Origin of the sequence: Planosporangium spinosum (assembly GCF_049999945.1) — a bacterium.
Lineage (GTDB): Bacteria > Actinomycetota > Actinomycetes > Mycobacteriales > Micromonosporaceae > Planosporangium > Planosporangium spinosum.
This window is the reverse complement of the sequence record NZ_JBLYUB010000016.1, coordinates 163,464-185,521: the sequence shown is the minus strand read 5'-3', so window position 1 is coordinate 185,521 and position 22,058 is coordinate 163,464. Positions and strand designations below refer to the sequence as shown.

At 71.8% G+C, this 22,058-nt stretch carries 20 protein-coding genes; 9 read left to right on the top strand and 11 right to left on the bottom strand.

Annotated features, from left to right (window positions below):
* Positions 1-389 precede the first annotated feature (389 nt).
* From ACNTMW_RS21625 to ACNTMW_RS21615, 3 genes are all read left to right on the top strand, one after another.
* Positions 390-770 (top strand): SHOCT domain-containing protein, encoded by a 381-nt coding sequence (locus ACNTMW_RS21625; RefSeq protein ID WP_426635529.1) that lies wholly within the window; start codon positions 390-392, stop codon positions 768-770.
* Positions 771-1,009: 239 nt separating this feature from the next.
* Positions 1,010-2,146 (top strand): AI-2E family transporter, encoded by a 1,137-nt coding sequence (locus tag ACNTMW_RS21620; RefSeq protein ID WP_426635528.1) that lies wholly within the window; start codon positions 1,010-1,012, stop codon positions 2,144-2,146.
* 38 nt (positions 2,147-2,184) lie between these two features.
* Positions 2,185-2,736 (top strand): ketopantoate reductase family protein, encoded by a 552-nt coding sequence (locus ACNTMW_RS21615; RefSeq protein ID WP_426635527.1) that lies wholly within the window; start codon positions 2,185-2,187, stop codon positions 2,734-2,736.
* A gap of 92 nt (positions 2,737-2,828) precedes the next feature.
* Here the strand turns inward: ACNTMW_RS21615 and ACNTMW_RS21610 are convergent, their stop codons facing one another.
* Positions 2,829-3,536 (bottom strand): DUF6086 family protein, encoded by a 708-nt coding sequence (locus ACNTMW_RS21610; RefSeq protein ID WP_426635526.1) that lies wholly within the window; start codon positions 3,534-3,536, stop codon positions 2,829-2,831.
* Positions 3,537-4,271: 735 nt separating this feature from the next.
* Here ACNTMW_RS21610 and fxsA point away from each other — a divergent pair.
* From fxsA to ACNTMW_RS21595, 3 genes are read left to right on the top strand one after another with little or no spacing between them, the layout of a single operon-like run.
* On the top strand, positions 4,272-4,460 hold the full coding sequence (gene fxsA, locus ACNTMW_RS21605) for an FxSxx-COOH cyclophane-containing RiPP peptide (protein ID WP_426635525.1): 189 nt from the start codon (positions 4,272-4,274) through the stop codon (positions 4,458-4,460).
* Positions 4,461-4,471: 11 nt separating this feature from the next.
* A complete protein-coding gene (locus ACNTMW_RS21600) occupies positions 4,472-5,659 on the top strand; it encodes an FxsB family cyclophane-forming radical SAM/SPASM peptide maturase (protein ID WP_426635524.1) in 1,188 nt (395 codons plus the stop codon).
* 31 nt (positions 5,660-5,690) lie between these two features.
* A complete protein-coding gene (locus ACNTMW_RS21595) occupies positions 5,691-7,481 on the top strand; it encodes an HEXXH motif domain-containing protein (protein ID WP_426635523.1) in 1,791 nt (596 codons plus the stop codon).
* On the opposite strand, the gene fxsT is transcribed toward ACNTMW_RS21595, so the two are convergent.
* The 3 genes from fxsT to ACNTMW_RS21580 all read right to left on the bottom strand — a co-directional run bounded on the left by fxsT (position 7,451) and on the right by ACNTMW_RS21580 (position 14,244).
* Complete coding sequence (gene fxsT, locus ACNTMW_RS21590; RefSeq protein WP_426635522.1) at positions 7,451-11,698, bottom strand: FxSxx-COOH system tetratricopeptide repeat protein; 4,248 nt, start codon at positions 11,696-11,698, stop codon at positions 7,451-7,453. The two genes, ACNTMW_RS21595 and fxsT, sit on opposite strands and share 31 nt — an antisense overlap.
* Entirely contained in the window at positions 11,695-12,741 is a 1,047-nt protein-coding gene (locus ACNTMW_RS21585) for an AAA family ATPase (protein WP_426635521.1), read from the bottom strand. Before ACNTMW_RS21585 ends, fxsT begins: the two co-directional genes overlap by 4 nt.
* Positions 12,742-12,804: 63 nt before the next feature.
* On the bottom strand, positions 12,805-14,244 hold the full coding sequence (locus tag ACNTMW_RS21580; RefSeq protein ID WP_426635520.1) for a VMAP-C domain-containing protein: 1,440 nt from the start codon (positions 14,242-14,244) through the stop codon (positions 12,805-12,807).
* A gap of 230 nt (positions 14,245-14,474) precedes the next feature.
* On the opposite strand from ACNTMW_RS21580, the gene ACNTMW_RS21575 reads away from it, so the two are divergent.
* Positions 14,475-15,005, top strand: a complete 531-nt coding sequence (locus ACNTMW_RS21575; RefSeq protein WP_426635519.1) for a zinc ribbon domain-containing protein — start codon at positions 14,475-14,477, stop codon at positions 15,003-15,005.
* 22 nt (positions 15,006-15,027) lie between these two features.
* Here ACNTMW_RS21575 and ACNTMW_RS21570 read toward each other — a convergent pair whose 3' ends face one another.
* The 4 genes from ACNTMW_RS21570 to ACNTMW_RS21555 form a co-directional block, all read right to left on the bottom strand.
* Positions 15,028-16,779, bottom strand: coding sequence for a caspase family protein (locus ACNTMW_RS21570; protein ID WP_426635518.1), 1,752 nt, complete (start codon positions 16,777-16,779; stop codon positions 15,028-15,030).
* Positions 16,776-17,258 (bottom strand): hypothetical protein, encoded by a 483-nt coding sequence (locus ACNTMW_RS21565; RefSeq protein ID WP_426635517.1) that lies wholly within the window; start codon positions 17,256-17,258, stop codon positions 16,776-16,778. The genes ACNTMW_RS21570 and ACNTMW_RS21565 overlap by 4 nt, the downstream gene beginning before the upstream one ends.
* A 129-nt stretch (positions 17,259-17,387) precedes the next feature.
* The gene (locus tag ACNTMW_RS21560; RefSeq protein ID WP_426635516.1) at positions 17,388-17,522 is read right to left on the bottom strand and encodes a hypothetical protein; all 135 of its coding nucleotides are present in this window, start codon (positions 17,520-17,522) and stop codon (positions 17,388-17,390) included.
* Between the two features lie 18 nt (positions 17,523-17,540).
* Entirely contained in the window at positions 17,541-17,948 is a 408-nt protein-coding gene (locus ACNTMW_RS21555; protein WP_426635515.1) for a hypothetical protein, read from the bottom strand.
* A gap of 54 nt (positions 17,949-18,002) precedes the next feature.
* Between ACNTMW_RS21555 and ACNTMW_RS21550 the strand changes: the two genes are divergently transcribed.
* The gene (locus ACNTMW_RS21550) at positions 18,003-18,653 is read left to right on the top strand and encodes a DUF6766 family protein (RefSeq protein WP_426635514.1); all 651 of its coding nucleotides are present in this window, start codon (positions 18,003-18,005) and stop codon (positions 18,651-18,653) included.
* A 10-nt stretch (positions 18,654-18,663) separates the two neighbouring features.
* Here ACNTMW_RS21550 and ACNTMW_RS21545 read toward each other — a convergent pair whose 3' ends face one another.
* Together ACNTMW_RS21545 and ACNTMW_RS21540 are read right to left on the bottom strand one after the other, a co-directional pair.
* Positions 18,664-19,473 (bottom strand): class I SAM-dependent methyltransferase, encoded by an 810-nt coding sequence (locus tag ACNTMW_RS21545; RefSeq protein ID WP_426635513.1) that lies wholly within the window; start codon positions 19,471-19,473, stop codon positions 18,664-18,666.
* 20 nt (positions 19,474-19,493) lie between these two features.
* Positions 19,494-19,883 (bottom strand): VOC family protein, encoded by a 390-nt coding sequence (locus ACNTMW_RS21540; protein WP_426635512.1) that lies wholly within the window; start codon positions 19,881-19,883, stop codon positions 19,494-19,496.
* A gap of 137 nt (positions 19,884-20,020) precedes the next feature.
* Between ACNTMW_RS21540 and ACNTMW_RS21535 the strand changes: the two genes are divergently transcribed.
* Positions 20,021-21,451, top strand: a complete 1,431-nt coding sequence (locus ACNTMW_RS21535) for a sugar porter family MFS transporter (RefSeq protein WP_426635511.1) — start codon at positions 20,021-20,023, stop codon at positions 21,449-21,451.
* Positions 21,452-21,502: 51 nt separating this feature from the next.
* Here the strand turns inward: ACNTMW_RS21535 and ACNTMW_RS21530 are convergent, their stop codons facing one another.
* Positions 21,503-22,018 (bottom strand): MarR family winged helix-turn-helix transcriptional regulator, encoded by a 516-nt coding sequence (locus tag ACNTMW_RS21530; protein WP_426635510.1) that lies wholly within the window; start codon positions 22,016-22,018, stop codon positions 21,503-21,505.
* Positions 22,019-22,058: the final 40 nt, after the last annotated feature.

Genomic DNA, 22,058 nt, shown 5'->3' with positions numbered 1-22,058 from the left:
CGGCAGCGGCTGCACTCTGCGCTCGACTACCGCACCCCAGCCGAAGCCCTCACCGACTACCAGATCCGCATCGCCGCCTGACCAGCAAACCCACGAGGACCTGTCCAAGATCCTTGACACAGCTCAGTCGGAGAAGAAGATCCGCGCGTGGGCGCCTCGGCCAGACCAGGAGATCTCCACCGCCGGCCCCCTGCCACGGCAGCGGAGGTCGTGGGCCGACCGGCCAGTGGCGGGGGACAGCCCTCTGATGAGCCACGACTACCCGAAGCCACCCAGGACCGGGTGGGGATCACCCGTCCCGGGTGTGGCGGGGTGACCACGGGGCGGATGACGCTTGCGTACGGGTGCGGCTGCGCCGTGCGGAAATCCCGGACAGGAAGGACGGGACGATGAACTATCCGTTGTTGGACGCATTCTTGACGATGCTCTGGTTCTTCCTGTGGGTGTTGTGGATCTTCCTGGTCGTGTCGATCCTCGTAGACGTCTTCCGCAGCCCCGATCTCGGTGGCTGGGCCAAGGCCGGTTGGACGGTCTTCGTCATCGCCCTTCCACTGGTCGGCGTGTTGTCCTACCTGATCGCGCGCGGCGGCAAGATGCACGAGCGGCAGGTCCGCGCCGCCCAGCTTCAGGAGCAGAAGGCCCGCACCTATATAAGGGAGGCGGCGGGCGGTGGAACCGCCGGCGAGCTGAAGACGCTCACCGAGCTGAAGGAGCGTGGCGTCATCAACCAGAGCGAGTACGAGCGGGAGAAGGCAAAGATCCTCGCCTGACCCGTACGCGAATCCACGCCGAACAACCCGGGCGGAGCGCCGGAGTGGACAGGCACACGACGGGTCCGTCTGGTCACGTCCTGCGTGCCAGCGCACCGCAGCGCCCGTACGGCTGGTGCCCACGGCTGGTCACTGCCGTACGCGCTCAGCCGCGTCACGACCGTCGCCGTGAGGCACGAGCACCGTGACACCCCGGCACGGCAAGCCGAAGGGATACCGCAACTCCACTGGTGGTGACCGTGTCTACCGACCCGGCCGAGGCCCCGCCGCGGCGATTTTCCGACCGACTGCGAGCGGCGGGAACCCTGGCCTGGTCGCTCGTCGGCGTGGGGCTGCTGATCATCGGCCTGCTCGTCATGATCATGGTGTTGCGGCCGATCGTGCTCGCACTGCTGGTCGCCCTGTTCCTGGCCATCGTGTTCCTGCCGGTCGTCGACGCACTGGCTCGACATCGCGTGCCCCGCGCGCTCGGCGCCGTCGTGGCCCTGCTCATCGTGATCGCGGTGGGCGCCGGCGCGGTGGTGCTCGTTGTCTGGGGCATCGCAGACCAGCGGGAGCAGATCAGCCGGAGCCTGAGCGCCGCCGTCGGCAAGGTGCACGACATTATTGCCTCGGTGGGTGCGAACGGCAGCGCCGCCGAGGCCGGTGAGCGGTCCGTGCAGCGCTCGTCGGGCACCCTGCTGGCCGGCCTGGCACCGGCGCTGGGCAACCTGCTCGGCACCGGCGTAAACGTCCTGCTCGGCCTGTTCGTCGCGCTGTTCGTCTGCTTCTTCCTGCTCAAGGACGGCCACGACATGGCGGCCCGGGCCGCCGGGTGGATTCCGCTGCCCGGCCGCCTGGGCCAGCAGTTGCTAAACCAGGCGGCGACTGTCATCCGACGCTACTTCGTCGGGCTGACCCTGCTCGGCGCGGTCAACGCCGTCGCGGTCGCGATCGGCGCGCTGATCCTGCGCGTGCCCCTGGTCGGCGCGATCGCGGTGATCACCCTCCTCGGCACGTACGTGCCCTACCTCGGCGCCGCGGTGGCATCCGTCTTCGCGGTGCTGATCGCGCTGGGCGCCGGCGGGCGGTCGACCGCCGCCTGGATGATCCTGGTCGTCATCCTCGCCAACACTCTGCTGCAGAATCTCGTCAGCCCGTTCGCCTTCGGCGCGACGCTCCGACTCAGCGCACCGGTGGTCCTGCTCGCCGCGATGCTGGGCGGCGGCCTGGCCGGAGTCGCCGGGCTCACGCTGGCCACCCCGGTAACCGCGATCGTCACACGCAGCATCGAAGTACTCAGGCAGCCGCAGCGACTGCTCGACGAGGCCGACCTACCACCCCCCACGGGAGCGACATCGGGCGGGCATCCGGCCGACCCGGACCCGGCGCAGTAGCGGGCCAGGAAGCTGCCCAGCTACCAGCCTGGTCTCGCATGGAGCGCGCGAGCCTCGCCGCCTTCGCGGGCGACGTGATGGTCGGCGGACGGATCGCGCACACCAGCCCGTTCTGCCGGATCGAGCTGGCCAGCGACACGGCGCCACGCGAACGCGTCGACGCGCTGGCGGCCCAGTTGCGCCGGGCCGGACTGGACGTGACGGTCCGTGACGACGAGGTGGCCCTGCTGTGGGACAAGCTCGCCTTCCTGGCGCCGCTGGCGTTGCTGACCACGCACGCCGGTGGGCCGGCCGGGGTGGTACGCGCCGAGCGGAGGGCCGACCTCGAAACGGTGATCGGCGAGGTGGCCGCGGTGGCGGGGGCGGCCGGCGTACGGGTGGACGCGGCGGCGGTCCTGGACATGTTCGACCGGGTACCGGCGGGCATGAGGTCCTCGATGCAGCGCGACGCGGAGGCGGACCGGCCGACCGAGTTGGACGCCATCGGCGGTGCCGTACTGCGCGCGGCGCGACGGCACGGCATCGACACGCCGGTGACCGCGCGACTCGTCGGCGAGCTCCGGGACCGCGAGGCTGTCTGTTCCTCGTAGACCGTGGTGACTCAGGCACCGGTACCCGGGTGTCCGAGTCACCACGATCGGAACCGCGCCCTAGGGCGCGGTTCCGAAGTCCGGCCCGAACGTTATGCCGGGAGTTTCGTAGCCAGGTCAGTTGCCTCGGCAAGCACTCGCTCGGCTCGTTCGATGGCCACCACGCCGCCTGGTGCGCACGACGCCCGCTCCCGATCCCCAGCAGCGGTTTCCGCCAACACGGGCACGTCCCCGCCACCCTTGCGTAGCAGTGCGAGCGCCGTCGGCAGGAAGCCCTCGATGAGCTGGACGAGAATGGGATGGCCGCTGTCCAGGTACCGCCGTGCCAGCTCGTCAACGAACGCTTCATACGCCGGCACGTCGATGTCGTACTCGCCCGTTCCAAGATCATGGATGCCGTGCGGTTTATTGGTTACCACGACCATCGCCCGAGCAGTGAGGAAGAAGAGCTGTGCGACCGTGGACGCCGGGTTCCACACCGACGTGCCGTTGACGTTGAAGTACTGGCTCATTCGCCCATGATCGGTCATTGAGCACCCAGGCTGCGTCGCATGCCTGCTCGGACTTCTGAAGCAGGCCTTAGTGGAGTACGCGGTAGCTGACGTGGGTGACCAGTGACGCGGCTCGGACGGCGAGGTACTGGTTGATCGTGGCGGCCCCTCCGGCGATGCCACGTCGTCGTCGCCGGCGGTCTTACGGGCCTGTTCGAGGGCGGATTCGATGCCGTCGGTCACGAACGTGAACGTCGTGCCTCCCGCCATCGTGAGCGGCTTACGCGGGTGGTGGGTCAGCACGAGCACCGGGGCGTGGTAGGGCGGGTCGTCGCCCCACCAGCCGGTCCAGTCGAGGTCCCACGCGCCGTACGAAGCGGAACTGGCCCGTCTCGCGGATCTTGGAAGATTGGGCACCGATATTGGTGCCTAGCTTTCCAAGATTGGAAGAGCGGGACCATGATCGTGGCGTGAACCCGTCGATGGCGCCAGGGTTCCTGAGGGAAGGTCTGTTCGTCACCCGGCCCTCGGAGTGGTACAGCCAGGACGGCCGATAGCCATTCGTTCCTTGTCGTCGTGTTGGAAATGCCTCAGGTGAGCGGTGGCCGGTGGCAGAGTGGGGGAGCATCACGCCCGGTGTAGCGGGAGAATGCCGTGAGGCGTGATCCCGACTTTCCGTCAGTCTCGTCGGCGCTGTCCACAGGGGATCTTTAGCGGTAGAGTCTCGCTGGCTGTGCGTGTCGCCCCAGCCGGGCTCCCGGCTGCCCGAGACCAGCAGTGATTTCCCGTTCGGCAGGATTGAAGCGCTGCCAGTGGGGGATGTCCGGGGTGCGCCCCGGTCCTACGCGTGAGGTGGTGACGCTTGTTGGCCGTGTCGGTCGAAAGGACGGCCGGCGACGACACCCTCCCCACCGCCCGTGGAGGCGACGGCGCGCGCCGACGATTTCCCCATGCAATTTTTCCAGCCGTGGCTGTGCGGCTGTTCCAGCTTTCGCGAGTCGGGCAGGTCTGTCCATGAACGCATCAGGACGCCCCGTGGAACGTGTGGCCGACACCGAGCCGTCGGTCATCGCCGATCGGGCCTTCGGGTCCGATCTCATCGACGTCACCGCCCTTAGTCTCGAGGATCTGCGGAACCTGCCGGAGACGGCCGTGGCGAAGAGCCTGCGCCGGATACGCGCGGAGATGGACAGCCCGCAGGACGCTGTGGCCGGCTTCCAGTCCAGCGTCTGACCGGGACCGTCATGCCCCTCGCGGCCACGCCGATCGGCGACACCGCCCAACCGGGGGTGGCGGTTACCCCCTTCACTCAGTTCGTCGTTAAAACAACCGCAAAATGCAATTTTGCATGCGATTACTGTTATATGTACGAGGCCGCGGACCGGTCCTGGCGCGACCTGGCCGCGGCCATGTCCGACGACACGATGGCTCAGGTCGCCCGGAGGATCGCCGAGCACGCCGAACGGCACGGCCTGAAGCGGATCCAGATCGTGTTCCACGGTGGCGAACCGCTGCTGTCCGGGCCGGACACCCTGGCGCGGGCGGCGGACCTGTTCCGCCGTGAGGTCGGGCCGGGTACGGCGGTCGAGTGCACCGTGCAGACAAACGGGGCGCTCCTCACCGAACGCTGCGTCGAGACGCTGGCCGGCGCGGACATCCGGGTCGGCGTCAGCCTGGACGGCGACCGGGGCGCGAACGACCGGCACCGCCGGCTGCGCGGTGGCCGGTCCAGCCACGAGACGGTGGTACGCGGCCTGCGCGCGCTCCGCGCCCACCCCGAGATCTACGCCGGCATCCTGTGCGTGGTCGACCTGGCCAACCCGCCGGTCGAGACGTACGAGTCGCTGCTGGAGCACCGGCCCCCGATGATGGACTTCCTGTTGCCGCACGGGAACTGGACCACTCCGCCGCCCGGCCGGCCACCCGACGCCAGCACCCCGTACGCCGACTGGGCGATCGCGGTGTTCGACCGCTGGTACGGCGCGCCGCGGGTGGAGACCGGGGTACGCCTCTTCGAGGAGATCATCTCCGGCCTCCTGGGTGGCGCGAGCCGGTCGGAGTCGGTCGGGCTGAGCCCGGTCGCGGTCATCGTCGTGAACGTCGACGGGGCGCTGGAGCAGGTGGACACGCTGCGGACGGCGTACCACGGCGCGGTTTCCACCGCGCTGAACGTCTTCGACCATCCGCTCGACGACGCCCTGCGACACCGCGACGTCGTCGCCCGGCAGAGCGGCCTGCGCGCCCTGTCGGAAACCTGCCTGCGCTGCCCGGTGCACCGGGTCTGCGGCGGTGGTTACTATCCGCACCGGTACCGGGCCGGCAGCGGCTTCCGGAACCCGTCGGTCTACTGCCCGGACCTGTTCCGGCTCATCGGCCACATCAGGGACCGGGTCAGGGCCGACGTGGCGACGATCGCGAGGCGAACGACGTGACGCGCACGCGAGCCGGGGGCCGGCGGACGTGATGCGCACGCACACCCTCCCGGGGACCGAGTTCGACGACCTCGCGGCCGGCTACGGAAGTCCGGCCGGCGTGGCGGCGCTGCGCGCGGCACAATTCAGCCGCCGGTTGCTGCTGCTGCGCGAGATCCTGCGGGTGGCCCGCTCGCCCCGGCTCGACGACGCGTTCGCACTGCTCACGTACGCGCAGGAGGGCGCGCCGAGGAGCGTGGCGGAGACGGTCACCGCACCGCAGTTCGGTGCCTGGGTGGCCGCCGCGTACCGGGCGGCCCGCACGGACGGCGGGGCCCGCCACCCGGCGCTCGGCGCCCTGTCGGCCATCGCCGTGGCGGCGGCGGTCCGCGCCGGGTGCGAGTTCACGTTCGACGTACCCGTGACCGGCGGCCGGGTGGTCCTGCCCGGGCTCGGCCGGGCCGCGGCGGGTGACGCCGTGGTGACCGTGGTCGGCAAGGCGGGGGAGTACCGGGTGGGTGACGTCACGATCCCGCCGGACCCGGCGGCCGACGCGCCCGGCTGGACCGGCCTGCGCCACCTGCGATCCACGGTGGACGGATGCGCGGTCACGGTGACGCTCGACGACCTCGACCCGTACCGCGACGAGCACGGACTGCACGCGAGCGACCGGCTCGGCCCGGCCGACGTACGGCGCTGGCAGCGGCTGCTCGACGACGCCTGGCCGATCCTGGTGCGCCACCACCGCCGGTACGCCGAGGCGATCGGGGCCGGCCTGGTGACGATCGTGCCGCTGCGCCCGCCGGGCTCCGGCCGCAGCGTGAACGGCACGTCGATGCACGCCTTCGGTGCGGTGTCGCTGAGCCCGCCGCGCGACGACCTGGCGCTCGCGTCGTCGCTGCTGCACGAGTTCCAGCACGCGAAGCTGGGCGCCCTGCTGGATCTCGTCCCGCTGTACGCCGACGACGGCGGCCACCGGCACTACGCGCCCTGGCGCGACGACCCCCGGCCGCTGGGCGGACTGCTGCAGGGCGTGTACGCGTTCCTGGGCGTCACTGACTTCTGGCGTACCGAGCGTGGCCTACTCGAAGGAGCGAAAGCGCACTTCGCACACGAAGAGTTCGCGCGCTGGCGGCACCTGGTCGGGCGCGCCCTGCGCACGCTGGAGGAGTCCGACCGGTTCACCGCCGACGGGCGCCGGTTCCTGGCCGGCATGCGCGCGACGCTGTCGTCGTTCGCCGCCGACACCGTGCCCGCCGACGCCGCCACGATCGCGGCCGCGACCGCCGAGGACCACTGGGTCGGCTGGCGGCTGCGCAACCTGCGGCCCGACCCGGACCAGGTGCGCCTGGTCCGCGCGGCCTGGCTGGCCGGTGCGGCGCAGCCGCCGCGCGCGGTCGACACCGCGGTCGTCCCCGGTGACGTGCGGGCCCGCGACGACAGCGCGCGGCTCGACCTGGCCCTGCTGCGGCTGGCCGACCCGGCGCGGTTCGGCGGTGCCTGCGCGCAGCCGTCGGAGCTGGTCCGGGTGGTGCCCGCGGCCACGCCCGGTGACGCGGCGTACGTCAACGGCGACCTCGCCGCCGCGGTGGCGGCCTACCGCGCCCAGATCGACGCGGATCCGGACGACCGCCGCGGCTGGGTCGGGCTGGCCCTCGCCGCGGGCCGGCTCGGCGGCCCGGACGCGGTCGTGTGGCGGACCGGCCCGGAACTGCCGTACGCGGTACACCGGGCGGTCCGCGACGCGGGACAGCCGGCACCGGATCCCGTCGCGCTGGCGCGCTGGCTGGCCCGGGCACCCGGCCGGACCGGTCACGTCGGCGGCGGGTCGACCACGCAGTAGAGCCGGCGTCCGTGGATCATGTCGTCGACGTCCGGGTGGTCGTCGGGGAAGAGCTGACGGAACCGGGAGAGCGTGTCGTCACGTAGCTGCCGCGCCGCGTCGGTCTCGCCGATCGCGTGCAGGTCGAGCGCGAGGTTCGCGGAGCAGGCGAGCGTCTCCGGGTGCCGGTCGCCGCGGACCGTGCGGGCGATCGGAAGGATCTCCTGGAGCAGCCGGACCGCCGCCCGGTGCTCGCGCGCGACGGCCAGGTCGTTGGACATGTTGATGGCCGTGCAGATCGTGTACGGATGGTCCGGCCCCAGGGTGCGGGAGGCCCGCATCCCCGCCAGGGCCCGCTCGTCGAGGTCGCGGGCCCGGCCGTAGTCGCCGGCCAGCCGCAGCACGATCGCCAGGTTGGTCATCCCCACGTACGTGAACGCGTGGTCGTCGCCGACGGCGCGGCGGTACCCGGCGACGGTCTCCTCGCCGAGCACCTTCGCCTCGGCCAGCCGGTCGGTCTGGAAGAGGGTGGTGAACAGCGTCAGCATCGCGCTGATCGTCTCGGTGTGGTCGTCGCCGTAGTTCTCCTGCCGGCGCCGCAGCACCTCCCGCGCCAGGTCGAGCGCCTCGTGCGCGTGGCCGGCCTTGCGCAGCGACGCGGCGTGGATGCGCGACGCGAGCAGCACGTTGGCGTGGTTGGCGCCGAGCTGCGCGCGCAGCCGGGGCAGCCAGGTGCGCTGGAGTTCGATCGCCTCCTCGTAGCGGCCCAGCCCGTACAGGTCCCGGGACAGGCCGGTGGTGACGCTGAACAGGGTGTCCGGGTGGTCGTCGCCGAGGATCCGGCGCCGCCGGGCCCAGGTGTCCCGGTCCAGTTCGTACGCCCGCTCGAACTCGCCGAGCAGGCGGAGGTCGACGCCGAGGTTGTTGGCCACCCGCAGGGTGTTCGGGTCGTCCTCGCCGAACACCCGCCGGTGCCGGACCAGCAGATCCTCGTCGATCTCCTTGGACCGTACCCAGTCGCCGGACAGCCGGACGTCGCCGCCGACGCTGTTCGCGATCGCCAGGGTGTGCTCGTGGTCCTCGCCCAGTGACCGGCGGGCGACAGCCAGGGTCCGCTCGTTCAGTTCGCGGGTCGCGGCGGCGTCGCCGGTCGAGCGCATCGCGTTGCCGAGGAACCGGGCCGTGACGATGGTGAGCACGTGGTCCTCGCCCAGCTTCTCCCGCCACACGTCGTAGGCCTTCTGCCCCAGCTCCCGGCTGCTGACGTAGTCGCCGGTGACATACAGGTAGCGGACCTGGTCGAGGACGACGTTGCGGATGTCGGCGAGGTCGCTGTGCACCGCCTCGGAGGCGTCCACGTGCGGGCCGATCTCGGCGTGCCGGTCCCAGGTCTTCGGGTCGTCGGTCGGGTCGCCCGGGTTGTACGCGGCGAGGATCTCCTGGACGCTGCGCAGGTACCCCTCGCGCTGCTCCTCGGACAGCCGCGCCCGCAGCACCGCCTGCACCAGCCGGTGCACCTGGATGCTGTTGCGGGAGGCGTCGACCTTCGCCAGGCCGAACCGGCCGATGTCACGGACCGCCCGGCGCAGCTGGATGTCGTCGCGCAGGGTGTCCTCCAGCACGCCCGGCAGGTTGCGGGCGTACCGGCCCATCGGCAGCAGCCGGATCGAGATCGGCTCGGCGCCGAAGAACGCGCACAGTTCCAGCAGTTGCAGGGCCGGTGCGTTCTGCTCGGCGAGCCGGTCGAACGACAGGCCGAACACGACCGCGACCGGCGCGTCGTACGTGCTCAGCGCGCCCTCGCGCAGCGCGTCGACGGTCCGCTTCTCCAGCAGGTCGATGTACTCGTCGAACGGCATGGCCGTGGCGGCGATCCAGCTGGCCGCCTGCTCCAGCGCCAGCGGCAGGTCGCCGAGCAGGTGGGCCAGCCGGTCGGCGGTCTCCTCGGCGATGTCAGGCAGCCGCCGGGTGAGCAGCTCGACGCTCTCGGCGCGGCTGAACACGTCGACCTCGACGGTCTGCGCGATACCGGCCCAGTTGTAGTTGCGGGAGGTGATGAGCAGGTGGCCGCCCGGATTGGACAGGAACGGCGCCAGCTCCTCGGGCCGGTTGGCGTTGTCGAACACGAGCAGCCAGCGCTTGTACGGCCGGCCGGTGCGCAGCGCGTCGTACACGCTGTTCAGCGCCCGGGCCACGTCGACGTCGCCAGGCTGTACCAGGTCCAGCCGCCGGGCCAGCGCGGTCAGCGACTGGCGGAACAGCGCCGGCTGTTCCGCCGGTACCCACCAGACCAGGTCGTAGTAGGAGTCGTAGCGGTAGGCGTACTCGACCGCGAGCTGCGTCTTGCCCACCCCGCCCAGCCCGTGCAGGGTGTGCGGCAGCAGGGCGGTGGCCCGGTTGGTCAGCTGGCGCCGGAGGTTGCGCAGCAGCGCCTCACGGCCGGTGAAGTCGGGATTGCGTGGCGGCACGTCGCCCCAGACCGCCGGCCGGCTCGCCGTGCCCTGGAGGCTGTCACCGTGATCGTCGATGCGCTCGGTCACGTCTACTCCCTTGTGGCGCCCTCTCGTGCGTCCGCGTCGCGCCGGTTGCGGTGAGTCGTCGTCGGTGTCGTACTCGCTGTCCCGCTCGGGTAGCAGGCGTTCGGCCAGATCGGCGTACCGGCCGCCGAGCGCGACGAGGACCTCGCGGGTCACCGCGGCGAACGGGCGGCCCAGTTCGGTGGCCGGTATGTCGCCGTCCTGGCCGGCCAGCAGCGCCGGGAAGTCGAAGGACGTGCCCATCCGTTGGTTGACGAACTGGGACACGTCGTCGAGCAGGGCCAGGGCCTCGCCCGCCCGCAGACCGGTGAGCAACGCCTGCCGTACGCCCTTGCGGAAGTCGTACAGGATCCGGTCGGCCGGTACCCGCCGGTCCGGCGGCGTAACCCGGTACAGCAGGCCGCTGAGGAACACCTCGGCCAGGTCGTGGGGGAGCGACTCGGGCAGCATCAGGCGCTGGACGAGCCGCATCACCGGCAGGGTCAGTGGCGCGGCGGCGAGGAACTCGGCGAGGTGCCGGGCGTTGGTCGAGGCGCTGGCCCGGAACTCGCGGACCTGCTCCTCGGCGGACAGGTCGGCGAGAGTGCCGCCACCGGCCTGGTCCAGGGCCTCGCCGTCCGCCGCGATCTCCTCCGGCGCCCGTCGGGTCAGCATCGCGACCGCGCTGATCGGCCCGGCGGTCCGGCCGGTGATCAGTGAGGCTCCGGTCGTGAGCCACGGCGCGGTCAGCTCGAGGACCGGGATCGCGACCGCGTCCGGCGGGATCGTGACGGTACCGTCGCGCGACTCGGGGCGCATCCGTGCCATCGGCGCGCCCGCGAACGGCGGGTGCAGCGACACCAGGTGCATGGGCGGCCGGCAGCGGTGCCACAGCCGCTGCGGCAGCGGCTGGATCACGGCGACCGGGCCGGAACGGCCCCACATCTCCAGCCACTGCCTGAGCGTCGGCGAGTCCCACATCGGGGCGATGCAGTCGCTGAACACCAGCACCAGCCGCCGGCCCGCCGGGTCGACCAGCTCCCGCGGGTCGCGGGCGGCGTCGGTGCCGCCGGCGCTCAGCACCGGGCTCCGCCCGCTTCCGTCGGGCCGCATCCGCCACACCCGGACGCTGCCGAAGGCGTTGAGGCGACCGGCCAGGGTGACCATCTCGGCGACGGTCGACTCCCACACCACCATCGATGGGTTGGAGTCGACGACCAGTACCAGGTCGAGCCAGCGGTCCCGGGTCGGGGAGAAGACGACCTGGAGGGTGCGGGTCTCGGCGGTCAGCTCGACGCTGCGCTGCTCGTCGAATTCCCGTTCCCGGGTCGACTCGACCGCGCGGCGCAGCGGGGCGAGCGCCCGGCCGAGCGCCAGGGCGTGCGGCAGCGCCGGTACGGCCGGGCTGCCGACCGCGATGGTGTCGGCGTCGGCGCGCCCGTGTTCGCCGCCGGCCAGGTGCATCGACGCCGAGCCGGAGCGACCGGGCCGGCCCGCGGCGGAGCCCTCGGCCGGGCGGGGCCGGTCCGTACGCTGACCGTCCCCGGTGGATGTGGTCCTCCCCGGTTGACCGAGGCCGGCGGTCGGAGCCGGCGGCGGCTCGCCCGCGGGTACCGGCTGGGCCGGCGGCAGGTATCGAGCCAACCACAGGGCCTCCGCGATCGACGTCGCGGTCAGCGCGCCCGCGGCGTCCCCCAGCCCCGCGATCAGCCTGTCGATCATTGGAGGCCGGTGGAGCTGAGGTCGCGGATGAGGTTGCTGCGCAGCCGGGCCCGGGTCGACTCCGGCGGCAGGATCCCGGAGGTGACCAGGTAGATCGCGTTGAGTAGCTGGTCGGTGGTGACCACGTCGCCGCGGTCGCGCTGGTTGAGGAACTGGGTGATGAGGTCCGCGCTGCGCGCGGCCGCCTCCTCGCCCAACAGCGAAGTGACGATCCTGGTGAGCGTCCGCTCGTCCGGCGGCCGGATGTCCAGTCGCAGGCAGCGGCGCAGGAACGCGGGCGGGAACTCCCGCTCGGCGTTACTGGTGATCACCACGACCGGGAAGGCGTGGCACCGCACCACACCGCGGCGGATCGGTACCCGGTCCGTGCCGTCGGCGGTCATCACCTCGACGACGCTCTGTTCCTCGCTCAGCCGCACCAGCTCGGGGATCTCGAACCGGCCCTCCTCGAACACGTTCAGCAGGTCGTTGGGCAGGTCGATGTCGCTCTTGTCGAGTTCGTCGATGAGCAGCACCCGGGGCCGCCGCTGCGGCAGCAGGGCCGTACCGAGCGGGCCGAGCGTGATGTACCGCCCGACGTCGAGGACGTCGCCGGGGCGGTCGGCCGCGTGCAGCAGGTTGCTCTCCTGGAGCCGGCCGATCGCGTCGTACCGGTACAGCCCGTCGTCCAGTTTCGAGCGGCTGGTGATCGGCCAGTACAGCACCGGGCCGAGCATCAGCTCCGACGCGATGCTGTACGCCAGGGTGGACTTCCCGGTACCCGGCTTGCCGGTCACCAGCAGCGGCCGGCGCAGGTACAGCGCCGCGTTCACCATCTCGATCGCCTCATCGCTGATCTGGTAGCCGTCCGCGCGCTCGGCCGACCCGTCGTCGGCCGGGAACCGCGGCTCGATCAGCTCCTGGCCGCCGCCGAACCGGCGCCAGCGCGGCGGGGGCGGCAGCCGCACGATGTCGTCGGACTGCTGGCCGCTGCCCCGGTAGATCCGCCAGTCGTCGCTCGGACCGGCGACGTTCGCGCCGGCTGTGCTCGCCTGCGTGGTCACTGCGGTGGCCTCCTTGAGCCGGTACGGACGGTCGCTCTGCGGCGCCGGTACGGTCGGTCGCTGCTACGAGTACGGCGCCGGTTGGCGCAGCCGTCCCCGCTCGTCCGGGGGCATCCGGTTCTCGTCGTCCCACAGCAGCGTGATGTGCTTGCCGACGTGCTCGTGTCCGCTGTCCACCCGGCCGGAGTCCTGACGCAGCCGCCACACCGCGGTCGGCAGTGACCCGATCCCACCGCTGATCAGGATGCTCGGCAGGTGGGTGTCGAACCGCGCGGACACCCCGTCGTGCCGGCACCAGACGACCACCGGGATCCCGGCGCTCAGCCAGGCGCCGACCCGGCCCGCCACGTGGGCGGCCGACGGGCCGAGCACCACCAGGCAGGCCGGGCACTCCGGGTCCTGCATCAGCTCGGCGAAGATGTCCGGGGCGGTGCCGTTGAGGTGCTCGAACCGGACGGCCTTCGCGGCCGTGGGGTGGCCGTGCCCGTTGAGCCAGCGGCAGCGCTGCCGCCACCGGCTGCGGATGATCCGGTTGCGCATGCGGGCCAGGTCGCGCACCACCACCGGGTAGTGCACACCGATCGCGTTGGAGACGCCCGGTGCGGACACCAGCCACTGGTCGACACCGTGGTCGAGCAGCGCCCGCGGCAGGATGAACTCGATCGACAGCGCGTCGATCTCCACCGCCTCGTCCTCGGCCAGCGCGGCCAGCTGGTCGTCGACCATGGTGCGGACCTCGGCCAGCAGGTGTGGTGAGTCCGAGGTGTAGCGCAGCTCCCACGCCCCCCGGTCGTCGGCGAGCCAGACGTGCACCAGGTACCGCGACGGGGCCAGGCCGTCCTCGGCGAGTCGGACCACGAAGTAGTACCGGCCGGGGTCGGGCGTTGCCGCCGGATCGGCCAGCATCACCGGGCCGCCGCTGGTGCGGTACCCGACCTCGCTGACCAGGTCGCCGAGGTCCTCGTACGGGGTGTCGCGGAACGCTTGCGCCAGCCGGCTCAGGAAGGTGTACAGCGGGTGCGGCTCGTCCGCACCGGCGATGGAGTCCTCCAGCAGGCGCAGCAGGGTCTGTGGCTCGCGGGTGTCCGGGCGCAGCCGCGGCCCCCACCGGCTGGCGAGGTCGCGCACCATCGCGGCGCGGCTGGCGTGGTCGAGGCGGGCGAGCAGCTCCTCGACGCGGGCGCGCTCGTGCGGCTGGAGGACCTCCGCGGGCCGGCCGATCGAACCGACGGCGCGCAGCCGGTCGACCGCGCCGCCCTGCTCCTCGACGCCGGCAACCGCCTCCACCAGCACGCGCAGTCCGTCCGGCCGGGCGGCCGCGCACCAGGCGACCAGGCGGGTCAGGTCGTCGGGCGCCGCCTCCGCCCGCGGGAAGTCCGGCTCGACACCGAGCAGCGAGCCGACAGCGGCGACGTACCGGTCACGGGACTCCCGATTCTGCGCACCGGGCAACCGCAGGATCGCATCGACGAGGCGACGCTGGTTGTCGGCGGTCGGCGGCACTACCGCCCCCGATCCCGGCCTGTCACGCCGACCGGTCGGGCAGTGGTGACTTCCACCTGTTCCCTCCTCGCGAGAAACGCATCCCATCGAGCGGCAACAACCGCGGGTCAGGCCGGGAACGTCGGCGTTGAGTTGCTTGGCCCAGGAGGCTGAGCAACTCGGCCAGAAGGCTGAGCCGCTCGGCCAGGAGGCGGCGTCCGGGCGCCAATCGCGCTTGTCTCATAGTAAGCGTGGCGTGGCGCCGAACAGAACACTCGACGGTGTCGATCTATCTGTCGTCGGTATTCATTCAGGTTCCTTCCGTGGATACTCCGGCCTTCAGGCCGGAGAGGAAACGCCAACCCCTGCCGGGCAGGGCAGGCAAAGCCGATCCGCCGCCGCGGCGGATCGGCGTCCACCCGCGTGCGGCCTGGCGGCAGTTCCGCACCATGCTGGAGTACAAGGCCGACTGGTACGGCCGCAACCTGGTCGTTGTGGACCGGTGGTACCCGTCCAGCAAGCTCTGCTCGGCCTGCGGTGCACTGGCCGAGGCGATGCCGCTTCACGTGCGGTCGTGGGGGGGGGGGGGGGGGGGGCGGGCCCCCCCCCCCCCCCCCCCCCCCCCCCGCGACGTCAACGCGGCCTGCAACATTCTGGCCGCCGGGCTGGCGGTGACGGCCTGTGGAGCCGGTGTAAGACCTCAACGGGAGTCCTCCCGGACGGGGCGGTCGGCGGTGAAGCAGGAAAACCCGAGGGCGACCACGGGAATCCCCGCTCTTTAGGGCGGGGAGGATGTCAATCAGGTCACCGCTCGATGCGGGGCGGTAGGCCGAGCGCCGCGACGGGTACCGGCCGGTCGGTGGCGGCCAGGGCACCGGTGATGTCCGAGGTCACGTGGCGTATCTCGTCGACCAGCGCCATCGCGCGGCGGTCGACCGCGGCCGCCAGCAGGGTGTCCGCGGCGGTCTGCAGATCCACCACCTCGGCGGCGAGGATCCGGCGGGACCGGGACGCCAACGCCCCGTACGCGTCCAGCCGCCGGTCCGCGGGTAGCCGCTGACCGACCGGCCCCGGTACCGGCCGGGCCGGCGGCAGGCCGGGTACGTGTTGGCGGAGCGCGGCGACCCGGCCGGATGCCCGTACCAGCGCCGCGGTCCGACGTTCGGCCTCGGCGAGGGCCTGCCCGACCGCCTCGGCCACGTCCACCCCGACCGCCGCGAACTCGCTCACCAGGTCGGGCGCGAACAGGAAGGCGGCACCGAGCTGTTCGCGCCGGCCGAGTACGACCGCGCGGTAGGCCAGCAGGTGCGGGCAGTACGGGACCCGGTCCAGGCCGTCGTCGAGCAGTTCCTGCGCCCGTCGGCTGCCCGCGGCGGTGAACGCGACGGCGCCGAGCAGCACCGCGCCGGCGTACATACCCAGGCTCTGCGGGTCCGCCGGGTCCAGCGGAACCCGGTCGGCGGCCCGGGCGAACCCCTCACCGGCGGCGCGCCACCCGCCGCCGATCGCACGGCTCACCGCCCACCCCCACCAGGCCAGCGGGCTGTCCGGAGCGGAACCGCTCGCCTCGTCGAAGGCCACCGCCGCCCGGTCCCACTCGCCGTTGCGCAGCGCACCCCAGGCGTACGCCTCGGCGCCGCCCCGACCGTACCCGCGGATCAGCCGGTCGACCGCCGGCGTGACCGGGAAGCGCCAGTTGAGCAGGTGGGCGTCCCACGGCGAGCGGGCCGTACCGCGCGGGGCCGCAGGTGCCGATGCGGGATCCGACCCGGCCGGGCGCGCTGCCGCAAGTTCCGGCCCGGCCGATGCCCGGTGCGCGACGAGCAGCGTGCCCTGCAGGAAGCTCCAGCGCATCGGGGTCTGCGGCGACCCGGTGGCGGTGACCCGGTCGTGGACGTACAGGTACAGCTCGTCGATCGAGATCTCGCCGTCGCCGTCCAGGTCGGCCGCGCCGGTCTTCAGGCCCTCGATCAGCGCCTCGGCGAAGACCGAGTGCATGGCGTTGTCGCGCAGGGCGAGGGGATCGCCGGCCGGCTCCCAGGCGTACTCCTCGGCCCTGCTCGCGGCGAGCACCGCCAGGCCCTCACCCCGCGCGAAGTACCCGCCGACGTCGACCTCGCGCTGCCCGCGGTAGGTCATCACCCGCGAGATCGCACCACTGAAACAACAGTCGAGGACGAGGATCACCCGCCGCGACGGTGAGCGGTTGACCAGTCGACTGAGCAGTTCGGCGGGGACCGCGCTCACCATGACGTCATCGAGTTCGGTGTCGGACGCCGTCAGGTACAACTGGCCGTCGACGTCCTTGAAGCCGTGGCAGGCGAAGTGCAGCAGCAGCGTGTCGGTCCGCCGTGCGGTGCGGAGGAACCGGGCGACCGCCCGGCGCACCTCGGTGTCCGTACGGTTGATCAGCGTTTCGACCTCGAAGCCGCCGATGGCCGGGTCGGACAGGACCGCCGCGAGGCCGTCGACGTCGTGTACCGGCGACCGGAGCGTACGCAGCTTGGGGTCCCGGTACTCGGCGCAGGCCACCAGCAGTGCCCGGCGGGCCGTCATGCCCGGGGGTGGGACTCGACCCAGTCGGTGACCAGCAGGTGCAGGTCCTCGGCGGACAGCCCGGTCAGCTCGATCCGGGATCCGTCCGCGCGCTGCACCGCCGCCGTCCGGCCCGGCCGCCGGGCGGCCCAGTCCAGCAGCGACCTCACGGTGGCCAGCAGGTCGGGTACCAGCGGAAGCACGCTCGCGCAGACGGTCCCGAGCGCGGCCAGGTCGACGCCGCGCGTGCTGCCCGGGGCTGGCGGCACCGGCTCGGGTGGGCTCACGGGCGGCGGGCTCGGTGCTGTTTCGAGGTGCGGTGCTGTGTCGAGGTGCGGCGGTGTTTCGAGGGGTCGCGGTGCGGTTTCGAGGGGGCGCAGCGTGCCGATGCTCGCGAGTACCCGGTTGACCTCGATGACCCCCTGCTCGACGTCGGCGGCGTCCTCGTCGGGCGCCGCGCCGAGATGGGCGACGATGAGGATCTCGTCGTGGTCTGTCATGGGTGTTTGAACCTCCCCTGGTCTCCCACGTCCCGTGACGCCGCCATCGATCGTGGCAGATCGTCGCCACCGTTCTCGTGTCGGCTACCCGTCACCGTTCCGCGTTGCCGGTTCTCGCCGGCGCGGGTATCAGCCGGTGAGCGGTAGGACGTCCCCCCGTGGGAAACCGCCGAGTTCGCAGAAGCGTGCGATGAGTTCGGCCGGGTCACCGGGGTCGCGCTGCATCAGCGCGAAGGTGGTGGACCGGGGGTTCACCGACCCCATCAACGCCACCACGTCGCCCTAGCGCAGCCGAAGCACCATGACCGGCAGCTTCTCGGCACCGAGCGGGACGGTGTCGAAGGAGTTGTTGAGGAGGCCGTTGATCTGGTGCATCGGTCGGTCGATGCGCGCGATCGGCTTTGCGTCGCGGAAGCTGTTCCATGCGTCGACGTCGAGTTTGGGGAAGGCCGGAGCCGGCCAGGGACGGAGCTGGTCGAGGTGCTGAGCCAGTCGGGCGAGAAAGCGGAGGATCTCCGCTTCGTTGTGACGTTCCCCCGCGATCTCTAGCGCGGTCGGGGAGAGCCGGCCCTCACGAACGGTCAGGGTGATGGCCTTGTAGAACTCGTCGACCGGATGGAGAAAACTGATCTGGTTGATCAGATCGTCCGCGGCGCGCCGGACGACCGTCTCATCGGAGAGATCCGGCACGAACCGACGATCATGACGCGGTTGCGTGATCCACAGGCGGGGTATGACCGGCCCATGAGCAGGTGGCTGAAGCTGAACGCGCTGTCGCTGGTGATGTTCGCGGCGTTCGTCGTGTTCCTGGTGCTGCAGAGCGTCTTCGGTTGGCTGGCCGACAACCAGGACCTGGCCGACCACGCCCGGGCGACCCAGTCGTACTGGTCCTACGTCGGCAGCGGCGCGTTCGTCGAGGCGACCTTCGAGAACTGGGAGTCCGAGTTCCTCCAGATGGGCTCGTACGTGCTGCTCGCCGCGTACCTGGTGCAGAAGGGTTCACCGGAGTCCAAGCCGCTGGACGAGAGTTCCGACGCCGACCGCGCGCCGGTCACCCCGGACTCGCCGTGGCCGGCCAGGCGCGGCGGGGCCGTGCTCTGGCTGTACCAGAACAGCCTGGCACTGGCCCTGCTCGGGTTGTTCGTGGTCTCCTTCGTGCTGCACCTGCTCGGCGCTACCGCGGCGTACAACGCGGAGCAGGCCCTGCACGGCCAGCCGGCCACCTCGGCGGTCGCGTTCCTGGCCCACCCGCAGTTCTGGTTCCAGTCGATGCAGAACTGGCAGAGCGAGTTCCTGTCGGTGGGCGTGCTGATCGTGTTCAGCATCTTCCTGCGGCAGCGTGGCTCGTCGCAGTCCAAGCCGGTGGAGGCGCCGCACACGATGACCGGGTCCTGACCGGCGGGTCTCACCCCACGTCGGGCGGCCGGGGTGAGATCGGCGCCGGCTTGCGTACCAGGCCGAACGCGCCCGGCTTGCGGTCCTCCGGGCAGACCAGGGCGAGTGGCGAGCCGGTCCACTCGGCGAAGTGGCTGAACGCGCCGTTGCCGTCGACGTCGTCGGACACGAGCAGGCCACCCTGCTCCAGGTGCTGCCAGGCCGTCTCGTACTCGAACAGCATGTTGCCGTGGGTGTGCAGCCCGTCGTGCAGGAACAGTTGGATCGAGCCGAGGTCGGCCAGGACCGCGGGCAGGCGCCGCCGGCTCGATCCGCGCACGTAGGTCCACCGGGTGCGCAGCCTGGCCGGTACGGCCGCCGATACGCCCCCGCGCCAGGCGAGGTGGAGATCCGGCAGGTCGATGCTCCACAGCGCGCCGCGCCCGGTCCGCTCCATCGCCTCCAGCAGGACCGCCGTCGTCACCCCGCGCGCCACGCCGGTCTCCACCACCCGGTCCGGGCGCAGGTGCGTCACCGCCGCCCAGGCTGCGCGGGCCAGCCCGGCGCCCGCGTCGTGACCACACGGGTCGGTGATCCGGGCCGTGACCGACGCCCAGACGTCGTCGAAGCCGAGGCAGGCGTCGCAGCCGACGGGCACGCCCAGCAGCCGGTGCAGCCGGGTGTGGATCTCGTCGCAGGGGGTGAACGCGATCGGCAGGACGGTGTCGAACCGCCGCTCCAGTCGGCCGCGGAGCCGGTCGGCGATCTCCGACGGCCGTCGCAGCAGCACGCCCGCACGGTACGCCTGGTAGCCGAGCCGCCCGGTGCGCTGTTCCGCCACCGGCGTCAGCCTCCGACCCGTCAACCGCGTTGGTCACGGCGGAGTGGATGGTCGGCGGGGACCTCGATGAGCACGATGCGTACGTCATCGGGGTCGGCGATCCACATCTCGTCCAGGCCCCACGGTTCCCGCCGGGGCGGCCGGAGAACCGGCACGCCGGCAGCGGCGAGGCGCTCGTGTTCGGCGTGCACGTCGCGTACCTGGAAGGCCAGTTGGACGACGTCGCCGGTCGCGCCGTCGGACCGGCCGGACACCTCCAGCAGCCCCTGACCGAGGAAGAACACGACACCGGGATCGTCGGGCGGACCGAACTCCCGGTAGATCGCCAGGCCCAGGGTGTCGCGGTAGAACCGACGGCTGCGCTGCGGGTCCGACGGCCGGAGCAGGATGCGGCTGGAGAGCACCTCCATACCGGGATCCTGCCGTACCCGGGGCCGTTGCGCCGCCCGAGTGGCTGGGGCCGGTGCGCGCCTGGGATTCTGGAGAGGACGGGCGGCCGCCGGCCCGACCCGCGGCCACCTGCGAGGACGCTGCGCCGAGGTGAGCCATGGCTGGTGAGGTATCGCGGCCCGGCGCCGGTGACCCGGCGCGGCAGCCGAGGTCGGTGTGGCCGATCCTCGGACCGGCCCTGGTCGCGGCGATCGGCGGTTTCCTGTTCGGGTACGACACCGGCGTCATCTCCGCCGCACTGCTGTACCTCGGGCCGGCCTTCCACCTGACCGACACCCTGAAACAGGTGGTCGTCGCCTCGCTGCTGCTCGGGGCGATCGTCGGGGTGCTCGCCTCCGGGCCGCTCGTCGACCGGTTCGGCCGGCGGCGCATGCTGATGGTCGCGGCGTTCGTGTTCGGTGCTGGTGCCCTGGTGTCGGCGTTCACGCCGAACGAAGGGGTCCTGATCGTGGCCCGCTTCTTCCTCGGCGCTGCGATCGGCACGGCGTCCCTGGTGGTGCCGAGCTACATCGCGGAGATGTCGCCGCGAGCGGTCCGGGGCCGGCTCGTCTCACTGCAACAACTGATGATCACGGTCGGGATCTTCGTCTCCTACCTTGTCGGGTACGCCTTCGCCGGCCGCGGGGGCTGGCGCTGGATGCTCGGCCTCGCCGTGGTACCGGCCGTGGTGATGTTCGTGGGCCTCCTGCCGCTGGCCGAGAGCCCCCGCTGGCTGCTGGCGCGGGGCCGCGAGGCGGAGGCGCGGCGGGTGATGCTGCGCTCCCGCACCGCCGCGGAGACCGACGAGGAGATCGCCGAGATCAACGCCCTGGCCGCAACCGAGAGCCAGCTGACCTTCCGTGATCTGCTGACCCCACAGATGCGACCGGCGATCCTGCTCGGGGTGGCCATCGCCGCCACCAATCAGCTGGTGGGTGTCAATGCGATCATCTACTACACGCCGACGCTGCTCACCCGTACCGGATTCGGCGCGTCGGCCGCGATCCTGTCCACGGTCGGCATCGGCCTGGTCAACATGCTCGTCACCATCGTCGCGCTGGCGATGGTCGACCGGGTCGGCCGGCGGCCGCTGATCCTCGGTGGTACCGCCGTGATCATCGTGGACCTGATCGCCCTCGGCGCCCTGTACCTGCTGCCCGGGCACGCCGGTCCGATCCGTTGGCTCATGGTCGCCGCGCTGTGCGTGTACATCGCGGCCTTCGCCGTCAGCCTCGGGCTCGGCATCTGGCTGATCAACAGCGAGATCTTCCCGACCGCGGTCCGCGGTAAGGCGGCCGGGTTCGGCACGGTGACGCACTGGAGCCTGGACTTCCTGATCTCACTGACCGTCCTCACCACCGTCAACGCGCTGACCGCGACCGGCCTGTTCTGGATGTACGCGGTCTTCGGCGTCATCGGTTTCACCTACCTGTACCGGCACCTGCCGGAGACCAAGGGGCGCAGCCTGGAGGACATCGAGAGCGCCCTACGCCGCAGCGCGAAGGTCAAGCCGGGGCGCCGGCCACGGGCCCGGCCCCGGCCGGTGTGACGTCGGCGCCGGCGGGGCGGCTACGTGATCACGTCCGGTGCGGCACGGGCGTCAGCGGGGCGGCTGCGTGACCGCCCGGTTGTCACCGCCGGAGCGGTCCTCCGGTGCCGTACCCTCGGCGACTCGCCGTATCACCCGGTCGGCGATCGACGTGAGGGTGTCGAGTTCCGCCGGGGTGAGCAGGTCGATGAAGTACCGCCGGACGGTCTCGACGTGACCGGGCGCGACCGTCTCGACGGCCAGTCGGCCTTTCTCGGTCAGGTGGATGAACGCGCCCCGGGCGTCGGTGGGGCACTCCCGGCGCTCGATGAGCCCGCGCCGCTCCATCCGCCCGATGTGGTGGGACAGCCGGCTCTTCTCCCAGTCCACCTCGCGGCCGAGGTCACGGGCGCGTAGCCGCTGACCCGGTGCCTCCGACAGCGGTACCAGCAGTTCGTAGTCGGCGGCCGACAGCCCGGCGTCGTGGAGAAGTTGCCGGTTGACGACGCTTTCCAGTCGGCGGCGCATGACGTGGAAATCCCGCCACGCGCGGTGTTCCCGCTCGTCGAGCCATCGGGGTCCGGTCACGTGGGCCACGATAGCGGTCTTATGTTGACGTGTCACCAAT